The 16,793-nt window shown below is 63.3% G+C and carries 16 protein-coding genes; 8 read left to right on the top strand and 8 right to left on the bottom strand.

Annotated features, from left to right (window positions below; translation table 11 throughout):
- The first annotated feature begins 291 nt into the window (after nt 1-291).
- The 5 genes from P9875_RS04355 to gdhA all read left to right on the top strand — a co-directional run bounded on the left by P9875_RS04355 (nt 292) and on the right by gdhA (nt 5,950).
- Nucleotides 292-1,014 carry a Stf0 family sulfotransferase gene (locus P9875_RS04355; protein WP_158300082.1) on the top strand — a complete coding sequence of 241 codons (723 nt, stop codon included), beginning with the start codon at nt 292-294 and terminating at the stop codon, nt 1,012-1,014.
- A 55-nt stretch (nt 1,015-1,069) separates the two neighbouring features.
- Nucleotides 1,070-2,110 (top strand): polysaccharide pyruvyl transferase family protein, encoded by a 1,041-nt coding sequence (locus tag P9875_RS04350; protein WP_158300081.1) that lies wholly within the window; start codon nt 1,070-1,072, stop codon nt 2,108-2,110.
- A gap of 1 nt (nt 2,111) precedes the next feature.
- Nucleotides 2,112-3,413, top strand: coding sequence for a Rieske 2Fe-2S domain-containing protein (locus P9875_RS04345; protein ID WP_278317673.1), 1,302 nt, complete (start codon nt 2,112-2,114; stop codon nt 3,411-3,413).
- On the top strand, nt 3,410-4,399 hold the full coding sequence (locus tag P9875_RS04340; RefSeq protein WP_278317672.1) for a glycosyltransferase family 2 protein: 990 nt from the start codon (nt 3,410-3,412) through the stop codon (nt 4,397-4,399). Before P9875_RS04345 ends, P9875_RS04340 begins: the two co-directional genes overlap by 4 nt.
- A 207-nt stretch (nt 4,400-4,606) precedes the next feature.
- Nucleotides 4,607-5,950, top strand: a complete 1,344-nt coding sequence (gene gdhA / locus P9875_RS04335) for an NADP-specific glutamate dehydrogenase (protein WP_278317671.1) — start codon at nt 4,607-4,609, stop codon at nt 5,948-5,950.
- A gap of 60 nt (nt 5,951-6,010) precedes the next feature.
- On the opposite strand, the gene P9875_RS04330 is transcribed toward gdhA, so the two are convergent.
- Nucleotides 6,011-6,568, bottom strand: a complete 558-nt coding sequence (locus P9875_RS04330; RefSeq protein WP_099401399.1) for a flavin reductase family protein — start codon at nt 6,566-6,568, stop codon at nt 6,011-6,013.
- Between the two features lie 175 nt (nt 6,569-6,743).
- On the opposite strand from P9875_RS04330, the gene P9875_RS04325 reads away from it, so the two are divergent.
- Both P9875_RS04325 and P9875_RS04320 read left to right on the top strand, forming a co-directional pair.
- Nucleotides 6,744-7,373, top strand: a complete 630-nt coding sequence (locus P9875_RS04325) for a head GIN domain-containing protein (protein ID WP_099401398.1) — start codon at nt 6,744-6,746, stop codon at nt 7,371-7,373.
- Nucleotides 7,374-7,415: 42 nt separating this feature from the next.
- Nucleotides 7,416-8,216, top strand: a complete 801-nt coding sequence (locus P9875_RS04320; protein WP_278317670.1) for an enoyl-CoA hydratase — start codon at nt 7,416-7,418, stop codon at nt 8,214-8,216.
- Nucleotide 8,217: 1 nt separating this feature from the next.
- Here the strand turns inward: P9875_RS04320 and P9875_RS04315 are convergent, their stop codons facing one another.
- The 7 genes from P9875_RS04315 to P9875_RS04285 all read right to left on the bottom strand — a co-directional run bounded on the left by P9875_RS04315 (nt 8,218) and on the right by P9875_RS04285 (nt 15,882).
- Nucleotides 8,218-8,955, bottom strand: coding sequence for an AIM24 family protein (locus tag P9875_RS04315; protein ID WP_099401396.1), 738 nt, complete (start codon nt 8,953-8,955; stop codon nt 8,218-8,220).
- A gap of 3 nt (nt 8,956-8,958) precedes the next feature.
- Nucleotides 8,959-9,600 carry an AIM24 family protein gene (locus P9875_RS04310; RefSeq protein ID WP_034753503.1) on the bottom strand — a complete coding sequence of 214 codons (642 nt, stop codon included), beginning with the start codon at nt 9,598-9,600 and terminating at the stop codon, nt 8,959-8,961.
- 17 nt (nt 9,601-9,617) lie between these two features.
- Complete coding sequence (locus tag P9875_RS04305; RefSeq protein ID WP_035828590.1) at nt 9,618-10,235, bottom strand: AIM24 family protein; 618 nt, start codon at nt 10,233-10,235, stop codon at nt 9,618-9,620.
- Nucleotides 10,236-10,352: 117 nt separating this feature from the next.
- Complete coding sequence (locus tag P9875_RS04300; protein ID WP_278317669.1) at nt 10,353-11,321, bottom strand: IS1595 family transposase; 969 nt, start codon at nt 11,319-11,321, stop codon at nt 10,353-10,355.
- Nucleotides 11,322-11,463: 142 nt separating this feature from the next.
- Nucleotides 11,464-14,628 carry a S8 family serine peptidase gene (locus P9875_RS04295; protein WP_278317668.1) on the bottom strand — a complete coding sequence of 1,055 codons (3,165 nt, stop codon included), beginning with the start codon at nt 14,626-14,628 and terminating at the stop codon, nt 11,464-11,466.
- Nucleotide 14,629: 1 nt separating this feature from the next.
- Entirely contained in the window at nt 14,630-15,445 is an 816-nt protein-coding gene (locus tag P9875_RS04290; protein ID WP_278317667.1) for an NF038120 family PEP-CTERM protein, read from the bottom strand.
- A 128-nt stretch (nt 15,446-15,573) separates the two neighbouring features.
- Nucleotides 15,574-15,882 (bottom strand): hypothetical protein, encoded by a 309-nt coding sequence (locus tag P9875_RS04285; protein ID WP_278317666.1) that lies wholly within the window; start codon nt 15,880-15,882, stop codon nt 15,574-15,576.
- Between P9875_RS04285 and P9875_RS04280 the strand changes: the two genes are divergently transcribed.
- Nucleotides 15,881-16,789 (top strand): histidine kinase, encoded by a 909-nt coding sequence (locus P9875_RS04280; RefSeq protein WP_278317665.1) that lies wholly within the window; start codon nt 15,881-15,883, stop codon nt 16,787-16,789. The two genes, P9875_RS04285 and P9875_RS04280, sit on opposite strands and share 2 nt — an antisense overlap.
- Nucleotides 16,790-16,793 lie beyond the last annotated feature (4 nt).

The raw sequence follows: 16,793 nt of genomic DNA, 5'->3' as shown, positions 1-16,793 counted from the left end.
GGGCTGGCGTTGTCGTTTATGGGCCGCTCAGCTTGCTACCAGCCACCACTAGTTGCTGGAGGGAGACAGAGTACATAAATAAAATACAACTTTATGAATGAAAGGGCATGAAGTGAGATAGTATTTTAAAGCAACATAATTTCAAGAAAGTAATTTTTGCTTTAAACGCATCCTATCGCACGCAACAAGGCTCAGTCAGCCTCTCCGCCACTCATGAATGAACGTCTCCCCACTCCGTTGGCGAATGCCAGGTCAGTATGGACCAGCAACACGCGCCCTACACCCGCTGAAATGCGTGCGCTCGCCTACGATACAACGTCATCGTCGCTGCCCGATAAAAAACTGCTGGTCTGCGCTGCGCCTCGCGCATCGAGCAAGCGACTGGCCCGCCTGTTGCTCGGCGCGGGCATGGGCGTGCCGCTGGAATATTTCAATGACAACAGCATACAGGCGCTGACGGAGCGTTGGCAGATCAAGAAACAGGATTACCTGGCGCATATGTATGCCAGGCGTTCCGCGAATGGCGTGTTCGCGTCGAATATCCAGTTTCCCCAGATTCAAAAGTGGCCCCATGCTCACGATTTTGCTGCCCTGTTCGAAGGCGCAACGGTCATTCATTTGATCCGCGACAACAAACTCGCCCAGGCAGCGTCCCTGGCGACCTGCATGGTCACGGGGCGCTGGGGTTTCGAAGCCGCCACGGTGACAAAAAATTACTCGACCTGGCGCCTGAAACTGGCGGCGCGCAAGGCCATGCAGCTCATTGCCGAGGATGAACAACTTTGGCAGAGCTGGTTCAGGCAACGGGGTATCGAACCGCTCGTCATCAGTACCGAACGTGTCAACCGGCACGATCTGACGCTGATCAATGAGATTGCCGGTTTGCTCGGCGTCAGCGCCGATGCGGCAAGCGCCCAGCGCATGCTGGACGTGGATCAGGGCGCCTACCCGGGCGATCCGGAACTGAAATCGCGCTTTCGCGCACTCATCGAAGAACTCGCGGCACGCGGCTAGTCCGCGTCCCCGGCCTCGCCACCTCGTTAAACACACAGAACAAGAAGGACGAACATTGAATATCTTTATGGTGCGGCCCACCACGCGCAACATCGGCAACGATCTCATCGGCTACGCTACCGCCGAGCTCCTCTACGAAGTGTTCGGAGCAGCCACCAATGTCGTCAGCATTCCCGCCTTGAAGGGACCGCAGTTTGGCGGCCTGGTAGCGCGCCAGATCTATGACATGAACCGTCTCGCCGACGCCGTCATCGTGGGCGGCGGGAATCTGTTTGAAAACGGCCAGCTGTCCTATGATGTCCAGGCCGTCAATGCCTTGCGCCGGCCGATGATGCTGATGGGCCTGTCCCACGGCCGCATCACGGGGCGGGACGGGCAAATGGAAGACCGCACCGATGCGCTCAGCCCGACTGCGATACGGCACTTGGTCGAGCACGCCAAGGTGGCCATGGTGCGCGACACGGGTTCGCAAGAAATCCTCGCCGACCTTGGCGCCAAGGTGACGGTCGGAGGCTGCCCCACGCTGTACTTGCCGCCGAATGCCGAAGGCGAAGCGGCCACGGGCGGCGTGATCATTTCCATCCGCCACCCCATGCGCATGAGCGTTCCTGCCACCTTGCAGTGGCGCATCGCAGAAGACCTGCGCCGCCTGATTGCCGCCCTGCGTGCCGAATATGCGCAACCGGTTTATCTGGCCTGCCATGACTACATCGATCTCGAATTCGCTGCCGGTTTCCCGGAAGCGTCGCCCATGTACTTTGACGAGGTCGGCCGGTACATCGAGGCGCTGCGCACCTGCAAGCTGCACGTCAGCTACCGCCTGCATGGCTTCCTGCCGTGCCTGGCAATGGGTTCGCACAGCATCAATCTGTCGTATGACGAACGGGGCCGCTCGATGCTGTCGACCATCGGCATGGCGTCGTGGGATGTCGATCTGATGCAAAGTGGCGACTGCGTGAGCGCCATCATGGACCGCGCACGCTCGGCCGCGCAATATCACCGCGCCCGCCAGGATGCCCTGCCGCTGATACAGGAGTTGCGGCAGATCACGCTGCGCGGCTTGCAGACCTTGCGCACCCTGGCAACGGAGCAATGAGATGAACTTGCCATCCTCGTCCCAGGGCGTGTGGCTCAAATGCCACGTCCGCGACCTCTCATCCTGGGAGTCGATGACCGAGCGCGTGCTCAGCGAACTCATTTCCACGGTCGGACAAATGAAGGGCGCCGCTGCGGCCCAGCTGCTGCGCCAGCATGGCATCGAGCGGCTGCACGAAGTCATCGACACCGACGATGTGGCGTCCTTGCGCAACCAGGTACTGGAGCGCTTGCGCCAGCCCTTGCTGGCCATGGCAACGGCCGTCGGACGCCAGGTCCTGGGCTGGGATGGCGATTTCTATGTGGACGACTATTTGATCCTGCGCATCAACTTCCCTTATGAAGTGGCCCGCAAGACCAATCCATCGAGCGAAAATCCCGGCATTGGCAGGCTCAGCGCTAGCGTGCGCGACAAATTCCAGACGCGCAAGGTCATCGACCCCGTGTATGCACCGAAAGCGTATCACCGCGGCCACCCGCCCGCCGCCTGGGCGCATGGTCCGCACATCGATAGCTGGGCCGGCCACTCCCGCGACGGGCGCAATATCTGGTGGGCCATCGGTGAAGTGCCGGCGCAAGCGGGCATGGTGCTGTATCCGGAATTGGCCAACGTCCCGCTGCCCTGCGAGCGGCGCACGCTCTACCTGCAAGCGGGCTACCGCCTGCCCGTGCCCACCTACCTGCCCCTGGCAGCAGGCGAGATGCTGGTCTTCGATCCTGAAGTGCTGCACGGCACGCATCTGAATACAACCGACGCCACGCGCGTGGCCATTTCCATGCGCCTGAACGCTTCCAGGCCAACGTTCGATCCCGCCTGCTTTTATTCGCGCGAATTCTGGCGCCGGGCCGCCGATATCGAGCAGGGCCATGATGAAGTCCTGCATCTGCAACGCGAAGACAACTTCGGCGCGCCCGTTACAAGCGCGCCCGTGCAGACGCCGCCTGCCGTTCCCGTCATCGCTGGCCAGCTCGACCAGACAAGCGGCCTCATACATGGCCAACTGCCTGCCGCCGGGCCGGACACGCAGCGCATCATCGTCGATGCCGCGCCGTATCGCATCATGCTGGTACACACCAGCGACGGCACCCGCGCCTACGACGCGGCCTGCCCGCATTACGGCGTGGACCTGGCCGACGGCGGATGTGACAGCGATAAAGTGTATTGCCCGGCCTGTGCCATCTCGTTCGACTTGCAAACAGGAAAATCATCGTGCCCGTCATTGACACTGCAACCGTATGAAGTCCGGCAAGACGGCGCAGCCGTACGCATCCGTGTTGCGCCGCCTGCGGCCGTGGCGACATGAGCGCAGCGGCAGTCAGTGTCATCATTTGCACCAGGAACGGCTGGTCGCGGGGATTTCTCGACGCCACCTTGCAGTCCTTGCTGGCCCAGTCCCGGCCCGCGCAAGAAATCTTGCTGATCGATGACGCCAGCAGCGATGGCACGGCCGCCTACGTCCGGCAAACCTACCCGCAAGTGACCGTCCTGCCGAATGCCGGCAAGGGACTGGCGGCGGCCCGGAATACGGGCGTGGCCGCGGTGCGCTCTGCATGGGTGGCATTCATTGACGATGACGACATCTGGCGCCCTGAAAAACTGGCCGAACAACTTAGCCAGGCGCAAGCATCCGAAACACCGGACGCGGTGGTGTGGGCATCGCAGATCGCCACTCTGCGCAGCGACGCCGGCGCGCCTGCGCCCTGGGCGACGCCACGCCAGTTTGCCTCCTGGCCGGCCTGTCTGCTGGGCTCGCCTATTCAGCCATCCGGCGTGCTGCTCAGCAAAAAATTACTTTCCCGCATGGGGCCCTTCAACGAACAGATACGGGAAGGTGCCGCTTACGATTACTGGATACGCTGCCTGAGCGCCGGCATGTCCATCCGCTACAGCACCAATATCCTGCTGCATTATCGGCAGCATCATCCGCAGATGACGGCGCCGGCGCGCAAGCTCGAGCATTTCCTGAATATCGACGCCATTGTCGCGCCCTATCTCGAGCGGCTGGCGCCGGCGCTGGCGAAGCGGGTCCGCTGCGCGCGCCTGCTGAACAATCTGCGTTCCCTGCTGGGTCATACCGGCATCTCGGCGGCCGTACGCTACTGGCGCGCCAGCGTGCCGCGCCCGGCACCCGGCCTGCGTTCCGTTTGCTATTTCCTGCTCGATACCATTGCATGCCGGGCTCCGCACAGTCGGCGCTACGCACTGCGGCAGCGCGCCATGCAGGTCCTTATCGGCAAAGAAACACCCGTGCCGGAACCGCGCACGGAACGCTCCGGACATCCGACGTAAGGACGGCAACGCCAGCGCTTACGCTGGCATTTTTGTTTTTTCGGTCAACTTCCCCACCAGACCACTGCCTGTTTTGACGGACCGGCCAGCTGGAAAATACGCCCCGCAATGTAGCAGAAACCCCTCAAAACCAAATTTCCGCACCATTTTCGTGCGAAATCTGCGATGATAGTTGCCCAAATAACCGATTACCTCCATGGAATTCTGATGAAATACGCATCTGCTCACGAGTATGTCCAGCATGTCGCCGCACGCAATCCAGGTCAACCCGAGTTTCTGCAAGCCGTCACCGAAGTCATGGAGAGCTTGTGGCCGTTCCTGGAACAGCACCCGAAATACGCGGAACAAGGCTTGCTGGAACGCTTGATCGAGCCGGAGCGCGTGGTGATGTTCCGCGTGTCGTGGGTCGATGACCATGGGCAAGTACAAGTCAATCGCGGCTACCGCATCCAGCACAGCATGGCCATCGGACCGTACAAGGGCGGCATCCGCTTCCACCCTTCCGTGACCCTGTCCGTGCTGAAATTCCTCGCCTTTGAGCAAACATTCAAGAATGCCCTGACCACCTTGCCGATGGGCGGCGGCAAGGGCGGCGCCGATTTCGATCCGAAGGGCAAGAGCCCGGGCGAAGTGATGCGTTTCTGCCAGGCCTTCGTCAGTGAACTGTTCCGCCACGTGGGTTCGGACACGGACGTGCCGGCCGGCGACATCGGCGTGGGCGGGCGCGAAGTGGGCTATATGGCCGGCATGATGAAAAAACTCAGCAACCGCGCCGACTGCGTGTTCACAGGCAAGGGCGCCAGCTTCGGCGGCTCGCTGATGCGTCCGGAAGCGACGGGCTACGGCACCGTGTATTTCGCCGAAGAAATGCTAAAAACGCGGGGCCGCTCCTTCGAAGGCATGCGCGTCTCCGTGTCCGGTTCGGGCAACGTGGCGCAATACGCGGTGGAAAAGGCCATGGCGATGGGGGCGAAAGTCATCACCGTCTCCGATTCCAGCGGCACCGTCATCGACGAAGCAGGCTTTACGCCGGAAAAGCTGGCCATCCTGATGGAGGTCAAGAATCATCTGTATGGCAGGGTCAGCGACTACGCCGCGCGCACGGGCGTGCGCTTCGAAGCGGGCGTGTCGCCATGGCATGTGCCGGTCGACATCGCCCTGCCCTGCGCCACGCAAAATGAACTGAACATCGACGATGCGCGCACCTTGATCGCCAATGGCGTGCAATGCGTGGCCGAAGGCGCCAACATGCCCACCACCATCGAGGCCGCCAAGGCCTTCGAAGCGGCCGGCGTGCTGTATGCGCCGGGCAAGGCCAGCAATGCGGGCGGCGTGGCCACGTCCGGCCTGGAGATGAGCCAGAACGCGGCCCGCATTTCCTGGCCGCGCGAAGAAGTCGACGCGCGTTTGCTGCAGATCATGCAAGGCATCCACGCCGCGTGCAAGCAATACGGCACGCGCGCCGATGGCACGGTCAGCTATGTGGATGGCGCCAATATCGCCGGCTTTGTGAAAGTGGCCGATGCGATGCTGGCGCAGGGCGTGATTTAATCATCGGCCAACGGTGGTGTCGGATTACGGCGCCTTGCGCCTAATCCGACCTACGCCGACCTACAACATCTCCGGCTTCATCAGGCTCTTGCGGCTGATCGTGCGGCCCGACACCATGAACTCGCCGTTGCCGCGGTAATGCAGGGTTTCCGGCAGCTTGGGCGACGTAGCCACGTGGGCTTTCACGCACTCGAAGATGAAGAAGCCGCCTTTCGGATTGCCCGACACCTGCGCCAGCTTGCATTCGAAGTTGGCGTAGCACTCGGCGATCAGGGGCGCGCCCACCTGCTCGGCCGGCTGGGGCGTCAGGCCGAAGGCCGTGAACTTGTCCGTGTCTTCGCCGCTGCAGTTGCCGATGGCGACGACCTGGTCGACCATGTCGGCCGTGGGCAGGTTGATCACGCACTCCATGCTGCGCTTGATCATTTCATAGCTGTGGTTCGCGTCGGAAATGAAGCAGCCCAGCAAGGATGGCGTGAATTCCATCAGCATGTGCCAGGCCATGGTCATGACGTCGCTTTCGCCCTGCCACGTTGAACTGACCAGCACCACCGGCCCCGGTTCGAGGAAGCGCCGGATATCGGCGACGGGATAATCTTCTTTGTGGTAATTTTTCATCTGGTCTCCAGGACGCGGTACGCCACAGCATAGCCCAACGGCGCCTTGCCGGGCGCGCGGCTGGCCGGCGGCGCCGTGTCATCCGCGCCGCGATTTGTGCAGTTCATCGCAAATTTCTCCCCAATGGAGATGTTGCACAATAGAATACACTGATCAACTACTCAAGGAAACCGCCATGCGCCCTCTGTTCCTGTTGTCAGTCCTGTCCCTCGCCTGCCTGTCCACTCTCGCGCATGCCGACGAGCAAACCCGCACGGTAGCCGCCTTCAACGCCATCGACATCCGCGGCCCCATCAGCATCGAAGTCGAATCGGGCAAAGAGCAGACCCTGCTGCTGCGCGGCGACCAGAAATTCCTCAGCGGCGTGATCACGGAAGTGGTCGATGGCGAGCTGAAAATTTCCATGAAGGACAAGGACATCAAGAAGACCGAGGGCGACCCGCGCATCATCATCACCATGCCCACCTTGCGCAAGCTGATCGCGGAAGGCGCGGGCGAGAAGATATTGACCAAGCTCAATGGCCCAAGAGTCGACATCAGCTACAAGGGCGCGGGCCGCCTGGCCGCCGATGGCCAGGTCGACTGGCTGCGCCTGAAGGCGCAAGGCGTGGGCGAAGTCGATACGAAAGCCTTGCTGGCGAAAAACGTCGACGTCAATTTCGAAGGCATCGGCTCCGTCAAGGTGTATTCCTCGGGCGAACTGAACGCCGTGGTGCGCGGCATGGGTGAACTGACCTATTACGGCAAGCCGAAGATCGTGCACAAGTCGATCGCCGGCATCGGCAGCGTGAATGCCGCCAAATAAGATTTTTCCATAAAAAAAGGCCATCAGGCCACTGGAGACCGCATGACCGCAACACATGACACGCAAGCGCCGCTGGTGCTGCGCGAAGACGAGGGTGGCCTCGTCACCCTGCGCCTGAACCGTCCGCTGCAATTCAATGCCCTGTCGGAAGCCATGCTGACCGCGCTGCAAGAGGCCTTCGATGCCATCGCGCAGCAGCCGCACGTGCGCTGCGTGGTGCTGGCCGCCGAAGGCAAGGCCTTTTGCGCGGGCCACGATTTGCGCCAGATGCAGACCACGCGCCAGCTTGCGTATTATCAAACCCTGTTCGCGCAATGCTCGCGCGTGATGCAAGCCATTCAAACCTTGCCCGTGCCCGTGATTGCCCGCGTGCATGGCATCGCCACGGCGGCCGGCTGCCAGCTGGTCGCCAGCTGCGACCTGGCCGTGGCGGGCGCGTCCGCGCGCTTTGCCGTCTCCGGCATCAACGTGGGCCTGTTTTGCGCCACGCCATCCGTGGCCCTGTCGCGCAATGTGTCGCCCAAGCGGGCCTTCGACATGCTGGTGACGGGCCGCTTCATCGACGCCGACACGGCCGCCGACTGGGGCCTGATCAACGAAACGGTGGCCGACGCGGCGCTCGACGACGCCGTGGCGCGCCTGGCGCAGCAGATCATGGCGAAAAGTCCGACGGCCATCCGCTACGGCAAGCAGATGTTCTACCGGCAGCGCCAGCTGCCGCTGGACGACGCGTATGCGTATGCGGGCGACGTGATGGCGCGCAATATGATGGAAGAGGATGCGGAGGAAGGCGTCAGCGCCTTCCTGGAAAAGCGGCCGCCCGGCTGGGCGACCGTCAAATAGCTTAACGTTCCTGCTTCATCTGCTGCTGGACAGAAAGACTCAAGGTCCCCAGGTCTTCCTTGCCCAGCATCGGCAATTGCGCCAGCAGCTGCATCAGGGCGGAACTGCCCGTCACGTCCAGCTCGGACGACTGCACCAGCACCGTGCCGGCGCCCGTGAAGTCGATCTGCTTTTCCTCGCCCGACAGGGTAAAACCCGTGAGCGCGCCGGCGGCCGAGGCCCAGCCCTGCACGTGGGCGTAATCGTAGTGGTACGAGGGGCTGGGGCAATCGGCCCAGCCCAGCACGGCCTGCTCGTCCACGCGGCACGGCAACTCGAGGAAATGCACGGGGCCGTTCGACGAGGCGATCACTTTGCCCGTGCCGATCATCGTCAGATAGCCGGGCAAGGTCGATTCCTGGCAAATCACGTCCTTCGTGAAACCCAGCAGGTTTTTCGCGCGGATGGTCATGTTGGCGTTGTCCAGGTCGTAGCACGCCAGGTCGTTGCCGTTGTCGCCCAAAATCAATTGCCCCTGGCCTTGCGCCACGACAAAGTGGTGGATGTATTTCGGCGCGTTGAAGGCGTTGCGCACGATCAGGTCGAGCACGCTGCTGCCCATGGCTTCGAAGCGCAGCTCGCCATAGAAGGCAATCATCTTGCCCTTGCGAATGAAGATCTGTTCCTTGACGTCGATGACATACGAAAAACGGTTCAGGTTATCGTTCTTCGGCAAGGTATCGGGGTTGTAAATCGTCATGGCTTACCTTTCGCTCGCTTGGATGTAGACCGTGCCCTGGCCCGTAAACTTCACCTGGTACGATTCGCCGGACGCCTGGCCGACGAAAGTTTTCCAGTTCAGGTCCGTGACGATGGTCGAGCTCAGCTGGCCCGTGTGGCCGATATACGCTTGCGGGTCGACAAACACGGGCACATCCGGCGTGACGGGCAAGCCGATGGCGTTACCGTCGGACAAAATCGCCACGTCGCCCGTGCCTTGCAAGGTGGTGGTGAACAGACCCTGGCCGGAAGCCATGCCGCGCACCACGCCCTGCACGCCGCCCTGGTTACCAAGGAACATGGTGCCGGCCGTCAGGCGCGCATCGAAGGCCAGCAGAGAATCGCTTTCCACATAGAAAGTTTCGCCGCGCACGGGGACGATGGTGACGAACAGGCCGCCCTGAGCATAAAACACGCTGCCCGTGCCACGCGCCGACATCATGGCGTAGCCCTCGTTCGTGACGGCGCGCATGGCCAGGCTTTGCACGCCCTGGCCGGCCAGGAAGGAGCGGCTGAACGCCACGTCGCCCTGGTAAGACACCATGGCGCCCTTGCGCGCGAACACTTCTTCATTGCCGAGTTTGACCTCGAGCATTTTTTCATTGATCTGCTGATAGACAGGCATCGCGGGTCCTCGCTAACTTAACGTTCGGCGGGCTGGATGAACACCACGCCCTGGCCTGTGAATTTGTGCTGGTACGATTCGCCCGAGCTCTGGCCGATCATCGTGCGCCAGTTGACATCAAAAACGAATTCCTGGCGGATATCGCCCTTGAAGCCGACAAAAGCGTCCGGGTCCACGCGCAGCGGGTGCGCCGGCGTCACTTCCAGCATGATCAGGTTGCCGCGCGAAATGACGGCCAGGTTGCCGTGGCCTTCGACGGTGGTGGAAAACAGGCCCTGCCCCGAGCTGGCGCCGCGCAAGCCGGCAAAGCTGGTGCCCGTCTTCAGGCTCGTGTCGTAGGCCAGCAGGCTGCTGCTTTCGATGGTCAGCTTTTCGCCGGCCAGCGCCATGACGGTGATCTCGGCCGCATTCTGCGCGAAAAACACGGTGCCCGTGCCGGCGGCCTGCATCACCTGCATGCCTTCGTTCGTCACCTTGCGCTTGAGCGCGCCGAAGAGGCCCTCGCCACCAAGCAGGGACTTTTCAAACTTGATGGCGCCCGTGTAGGCGACCATCGCGCCGGCAATCGCCAGCACTTTTTCATCCTGCAGGCGCACTTCCAGCAGGCGGTCGGTATTGGTGCGGAAACTGGTCACGCGCGACTCCCCAAGAATGCCAGGGCACAAAGCCATGGCTATCCGACAAGATACCGTTGGCGTTACCGCCATGCAAGTGCTATTCCTCCCGAACGGGGGTGCGTGCATAAAAAAAGGCTATGTCACCGTCAGATGAGGGAATGCTCCCAGCGTTGCTTTCAATAATGTTTCTGGTGAACGGATGCGCCTGGCGTCGAGGATCCAGCGCCATCCCAGGTAGTTCGGCAAGTAGCGCGTCGCCACGCCGTGAAAGGGCTGCAGCCACTCACGCAATCGGCTGTGATACGCGTTGACGTTCTGCACGTGGGCGGCGCCCTGCACGCGGATACCGGCGCGCAAGTTGACGGCCTGGTGGCTGATGCCCGCTTCCCTCGCAAAGGCCCGGTAGGCGGCGTGGCCATCGGTCACCAGCAGCACGTCCTTGTCGATAACGGGTAACAAGCAATGATGCAGCTGCGCTTTCGTCAATGCCCCTTTTCCCGTGACAAAATCGAGCGTCTGCCCCGTGCGGTCGCGCGCCACCAGGATGCAAACCTGTTCATTGGAAATGCCACGCTGGTGGGCATGGCCTCCCCGGCAGCGGGCTGGACGCGTCATGTTTCTGGATCCCTTTTCCGATTCCAGCAGATATAGCTCGTCTGCCTCGGCGATACCATGCAGACCATGCGGCCGGTCCGTTTTTGCCAACGACAAAAACCGGTGGCGCCAGCGGAACGTGGTGTTGCGGTGCACGCCTAACTGTAACGCCGCCTTGCGCACGGAATCCGATGCCAGCAGGCAATCGGTGTAGTCGAGCCACAAGGTTTTATGGCGCAAGCGGGCCAACGGCGTGCCGGTGAGTGCATTGAAGGTGCGACCGCAGGGCACGCAGCGGTAGCGCTGCAGGCCGTGCGCATGGCCGTGCCGGTGCAAGTGCACCGAGTGGCAGGCGGGACAGGCCAATCGCAACTGCGCCACACTTTCCAGCAGCGCGACGGTCGCGTCGTGTGGAGAGTTACCTCGCAGCAGGGCAATGCCCGCTTGGCGCTGGCGCTGGCTCAAATGAGCAAACTGCGCGATAAAACTGATCCATTCGGCTGGCCGCATGATCTTCTGCTCCCTGTGAGGTGAGTATGCAGAGTCAGACAGCACGGCCACAGGAAGATTCCGACATTTCCCTACTTGCCGATGACAGAGCCTAAAAAAAAGCGTGCCCGGAGGCACGCCTTGCGTTCACACAATGAACGGTTTATTCCGCCAGCACCGGCCTGGCGCCGCGCGCGTTCTGGAACAGCGGCACGGGATCATTGGTATTGACCTCGACCACCGTCACGCCCTGCACCACGCCAGCCACCTGGTAGCCGACGGCGCCCAGGTGGCGCGTGCCTTCGGCCAGGTTGGACCAGCTCAGCGAGACGGTCGCCGTGCCGCCCGTGTAGGCCGTGCCCGGCATCAGCGCCTTGAAGCCGCCATTCGACAAGCCCGGCGCCAGCACCCACGACGACAAGGTGTAGTCGGCCTGGCCGTTTTGCGGCGCGAAACCGATCACGCACACCTTGTAGGTGCCGGCGGCAGGCAGACGCAGTTCCACCTGCTCATTGGAACTTTCGTTACCGCTGCTGCCGACCAGCACATTGGCGGCGTTGTAGACCTCCATGTCCATGTCGGTATTCGCGCCGCCCGTCGTTTCCGTATCGTAGGTGGCAAAGCGCGCCGCCAGGGTGCCGGCCGGGATCACCACGTTGTGCACGTTCACACCCGTGGCGCCGCCCGCCTTGCAGGCAGCCGAGGCTGCAGCGCCCGTCGCCGCCTGGCCGATCGTGCGCGCCTGGCGCACGGCTTCGACCATTCCCGACTTGACGCCGACCAGCGGGCCCGAGAAGCCCGTACCCAGGGTCAGCACCTTGCTGCCCGTGGCCGCTTCGCTGCTGACCAGTGGAATGGCGGCCAGCGCGGTGCCGCGCGCCGTCAGCGGGCTGCGCACCGTGTGCGTGCCATCCGTCCAGCTCAGGGCGCCGTAGGTCCAGGTATTGGCCGGCGCCGTGGTGCGCGTCAGCTTGACCTGGTACTGGCCCTTGGCGCCCGGCGCCAGGCTCAGGCTCGTTGGCGTCACCGCCACCGTATAGCCGGGCAGGCTGGCCGAGACGTTGTAGACGGCGCTGCCGGCGCCCACGTTGGTCACCGTGCGCGTCAGGGTTTGCGTACCCAGCACGTTGGCCGCCGTCAGCGATGCCAGGTTGAGGTTGTAGGCAGCGATGCCGCCGATGGCCTGGCACGTGGCGGCGCTGTAGACCTTCAGGTTCAGGCCGCACAGGAAGCGCGCATAGTCGATTTCCGACATGTCGTACACGAGGCCCGGATCGGCCGCGCTGTTCGGCGCGATGTGGCCGGCGCCCTGGCCCCACGGCAGCTGGCCCGAATTCTTCGCCGTGGCATCCCACGACACGGAACCGTTCAAGCCATCCGAATAGGTGCTGAAGGCCGTCGTCATCAGCGCCGACTTGATGGCCGCGGGCGACCAGTCAGGATGCTGCTGCTTGAGCAATGCCGCCACGCCGGCCACGTGCGGGCTGGCCATCGAGGTGCCGGAATAGAAATCCCACTCGGCCGCCGGCGCCACGCCGCCTGCCGCCACGGCATCGCGCTGCGCCTGCGTCAGGTCGGCCGTCACGCCGGCCAGCACGTTGGTGCCGGGCGCCGACAGGTCGGGTTTGAGGATGTTCGCGTTGGCCACGTTCGGCCCGCGCGAGGAACGGTCGCTGACGATCGGCGCCTGCACCGTCGTGTCGGGGATCGTATGGATTTCCCCCAGCGCCGCCGTGCCATCGGGCGTCGCGGCCATGAAAGCCTTCAGCGCGTCGCCCTGCGCCTGCGCCAGGTGCACGGTCGACAGCGCGTGCGCCTGGTTGATGATGGTGTTGGCGCCGCCGGCCACGTTGGCGATGATCACGCCCGCCGCGCCTGCCGTCCTGGCGTTCGCGCTCTTGTTGACCAGCACGTTGCCGCCACGGTCGCACACGAGTATCTTGCCCGCCACTTTCGCCGGATCCAGATACGCCGAGGTGGCATCGGCCACGCCAAAGCAGCGCAGCAGATTGAGGTCCGTCGGCAGCACGCCGGCCAGGCCCGCGTCGCGCGACTGGATCAGCGGCAGCGCCGGCGTATTCGCATTGTTCGATGCGCCTTCCAGTTTCGTGCCATTGCTGAGGATGGCGTTGGCAGCGTACAGGCGGTTGTGGGTGGAATTGGCGACCGTTGCCAGCCACGGGCTGATGTGCGACACGGGCGCCGGCACGTCGGGCGCGGGCGTGGCCGGGCCGGAATTGCCGCCCGACGTGGCGACAAACACGCCGGCTGCCGCCGCGCCGAGGAAGGCGACTTCCGTCGGTTCGTCGAAGGCGCCGCCGCCCGCGTTCGGGCCGATGGAGAAGTTGATGACGTTGACGCCATCCTTCACCGCCTGGTCGATGGCGGCCACGCTGTCGGCCGTGGCGCAACCGTTGCGGCCCGTCGATGCTGCCGTCCAGCAGACCTTATAGGCGGCGATGCGGGCGCGCGGCGCCATGCCGGACGCCTTGCCCAGCGATACGCCATTCGAGGTGGCCAGGGCGCCATTGTTGCCGCCGGCCGTCGAGGCCGTATGCGTGCCATGGCCGCCGTGTCCCGTCAGGCCGGCGACGGAATCGCGCGGCGACAAAAATTCCGTCCAGTGCAGCGCCGACGTGGCGGCGCGGTAGTAGCGCGCGCCGATCAGCTTGTTGTTGCAATTCTCGGCGCTAAAACCTTCACCCGTCTGGCAAGTGCCCTGCCAGCTGGCCGGCGGCGCGCCGTACACGACATTGCCGCCGCTGTGGCTGGGCACGCCATTCTCGTCGAGACGGTCGGCAAAGGCCGTGTTCTCGGGCCAGATGCCGCTGTCGACGATGCCGATGATGATGTCTTCACCGGCGTGCGCCTTGCCGCCCAGCTGCTCCCAGATGCCGCCCGGCTTGTCCAGGCCCAGGAAGCTGGGCGTGTAGCTGGTGTCGAGCTGCAGGATGGAATCGGCGCTGATGCTGGCCACGCCGCTGTTTTTCTTCAGGGCCCGCACTTCATCGTCCGTCAGCAAGGCGGAAAAGCCGTTGAAGACGACGCTGTACTGGTGCGTGATTTGCGCCGCGCTGACGGTGCCGGCCACGGCGGCCTGTTTGGTGTCGAGGTAGCTCAAATAGGCCTGCACATCGGCGGCGCCCACGTTGATGCGCGCGCCCGGCGCCGGTCTGGTGGCGGCCAGGCCGTCGACCTGGCCCGTGTAGGTGGCGGCCGGCTTGTCGACCAGTTGCACGATGTAGGAGCGGCGTTCCTGCGCCTGCGCCGCTTGCGCCAGGCTGGCGGCCAGCAGAAGGATGCCGAGTGAAACGGGACGTAATCTCATCTCACGCTCCTTGCACGTTGGCAGCGGCGAACTTGCCGCTGCGGCGGCGCGACAGCATGCCGATGGCGCCCAGGCCGGCCAGCATCAGCATGTAGGTCGACGGTTCCGGCACGGCGCTGACATTGATATTGTCGAGCGCAAACTGCCCCTGGTTAAAGGCGGGAAAATCGATGGAATTGCTGCATGCGCCCGTGTCATTGAAAATGCAGGCATTGAAGGTCAGGCCCGTAAACGCGTAGTTGCTGAAACCGCCCAGCAGGGAAGCGCTCTGGAAAAAGTAATTGCCATCGCTGCCCTGGCCGGGAAACGCCAGCGAGGTGCTGATCACCTGGCCGTCGCTGAGGGTGCCGCTCAGCTGCAGCTGGCCCCAATTCTGGTTCGGCAAGCCGGAGACAGGCGCGATGAAGGAATAATCGAAACCGGCCAGGGTGAATGCCTGGTGGTCGGCACGCGCGAAGTTCACGCCGCCATCGTTGAGGATAGCCAGGTAGTTGCCGGTGGCGCCCTGCGGGCAGGCGGCGATATCGCATGACGAACCCGCGCGGCCATCGAGGATGGCGCCCACGCCGCTGACGCCGCCGCCGGCCGCCGTGGTCGGATCGGCCAGGAACAGCAGGTTGTAGCTCGACGTATTGAGCGTCTGGCCGCTTTCATACACGTCGGGGCGCAAGTTGTCGAAGGTCAGGACACCGGCCATGGCCGGCGCCGAGGCCAGCACGGACAAGGTGGCCAGCGCGGCAAGGATGGTGGCGCGACCGCGGGTAGCGGATGTATTGGCGGTGGCGGGCGATACCCGCGCATGTGATGAACGATGCATTCTATTCCCTTGATTGTTGTGGATAGATAGGTCGGCAGGTCTGGCGCCCGCTTTCAGCTTTTTCACAAAAGTGTCAACAAATATAGCAAATCGTATAAAACAAATAGCATATTTTTAATATCATTTATTTATTTTTTATCTAACTCCGCGAAACTTTGTTTTGTTTTATCTATGAAAGTTTGAGGAATCTCAACGTTACATTTGAACAACAATGCTTCGCACTGCAGGCGCATGCGCCAGCGCGCCGGCACGACTTCGGATAAGCTCGAAAACCGCGCCTGCCGCGTCGTCATCCCCGTCACATCGCGGTACACCTGTTCCATCCTGGAACACTTGCCTGTCCCCGCCGCCCCGGCGATCCGCCCCTTCTGCCCCTGTGCCGATGGCATGAAGCTTGCACAACAAGAAGATCGACCGTGCTCAGGGAGCAGCATCATGGAACACTACCAACTGGCCGGCAGCGGCCGCTCGAACACGCGGCAGGCCTGGCGCCTCCTGCTGTGCTGTACGCTGGCGCTGGCTTTTTTCCTGCTGGCCGCCAGGCTGGATCTGGCCGAACGGCTGACGCAGTCACTCTGGCGCCAGGAGCACTGGCAACTCGATGAACTGGCTCTGAGCCTGCTGGTGCTGGCGCTGGCGCTGGCTGGCTTCGCCGTGCGGCGCGGACGCCAGGTGGCGCTGCTGCTGGCGCAAAACCGCGCCCTCACGCAGCGTCTGCTGCGCGCGCAGGAAGAGGAGCGCTGCGCGCTGGCGCGCGAGCTGCACGATGAAGTGGGACAAGACTGCACGGCCATCCGCGCCGCCGCCAGCTACATCCTGCGCGCGCGCGAGGGCGACCAGGCGAACGTGCAGGCGTGCGCCGCCAGCATCGCGCGCTCGTCGGAAGCACTGCACGCGATGGTGCGCACCATGTTGCGCCGGCTGCGCCCGCCCGTGCTCGACAGCCTGGGCCTGGCGCCGGCCCTGCAGGCGCTGTGCGACAGCTGGGCCCAGCAGCACGGCATCGCCTGCCATTTCGCGCCGCAGGCCATCCCCGACAGCCTCGACGACAGCACCGCCACCGCCATCTACCGCCTGGTGCAGGAAGGCTTGACGAACGTGGCGCGCCACGCGGGCGCCGACCGGGCCACGGTGGAACTGCGCGCCGATGCGCACGGCGTGCTGCACCTGGCCATCGAAGACAATGGCCGCGGTTTATGCACGGACAAGACGCCAGCAGATGGCTTCGGCATGCTGGGCATGCGCGAAAGAGTGGCCGGCCTGCGCGGCCATATCCGCTGGATCAGCGCGCTGGGCAACGGCTTGCGCATCGAAGTGGCCCTGGCGGCACGGTGCGCAGCATGAACGC

Source organism: Janthinobacterium rivuli (genome assembly GCF_029690045.1).
Classification (GTDB): Bacteria; Pseudomonadota; Gammaproteobacteria; order Burkholderiales; family Burkholderiaceae_D; genus Janthinobacterium; species Janthinobacterium rivuli.
This window is presented reverse-complemented; position numbering and strand designations above follow the sequence as displayed.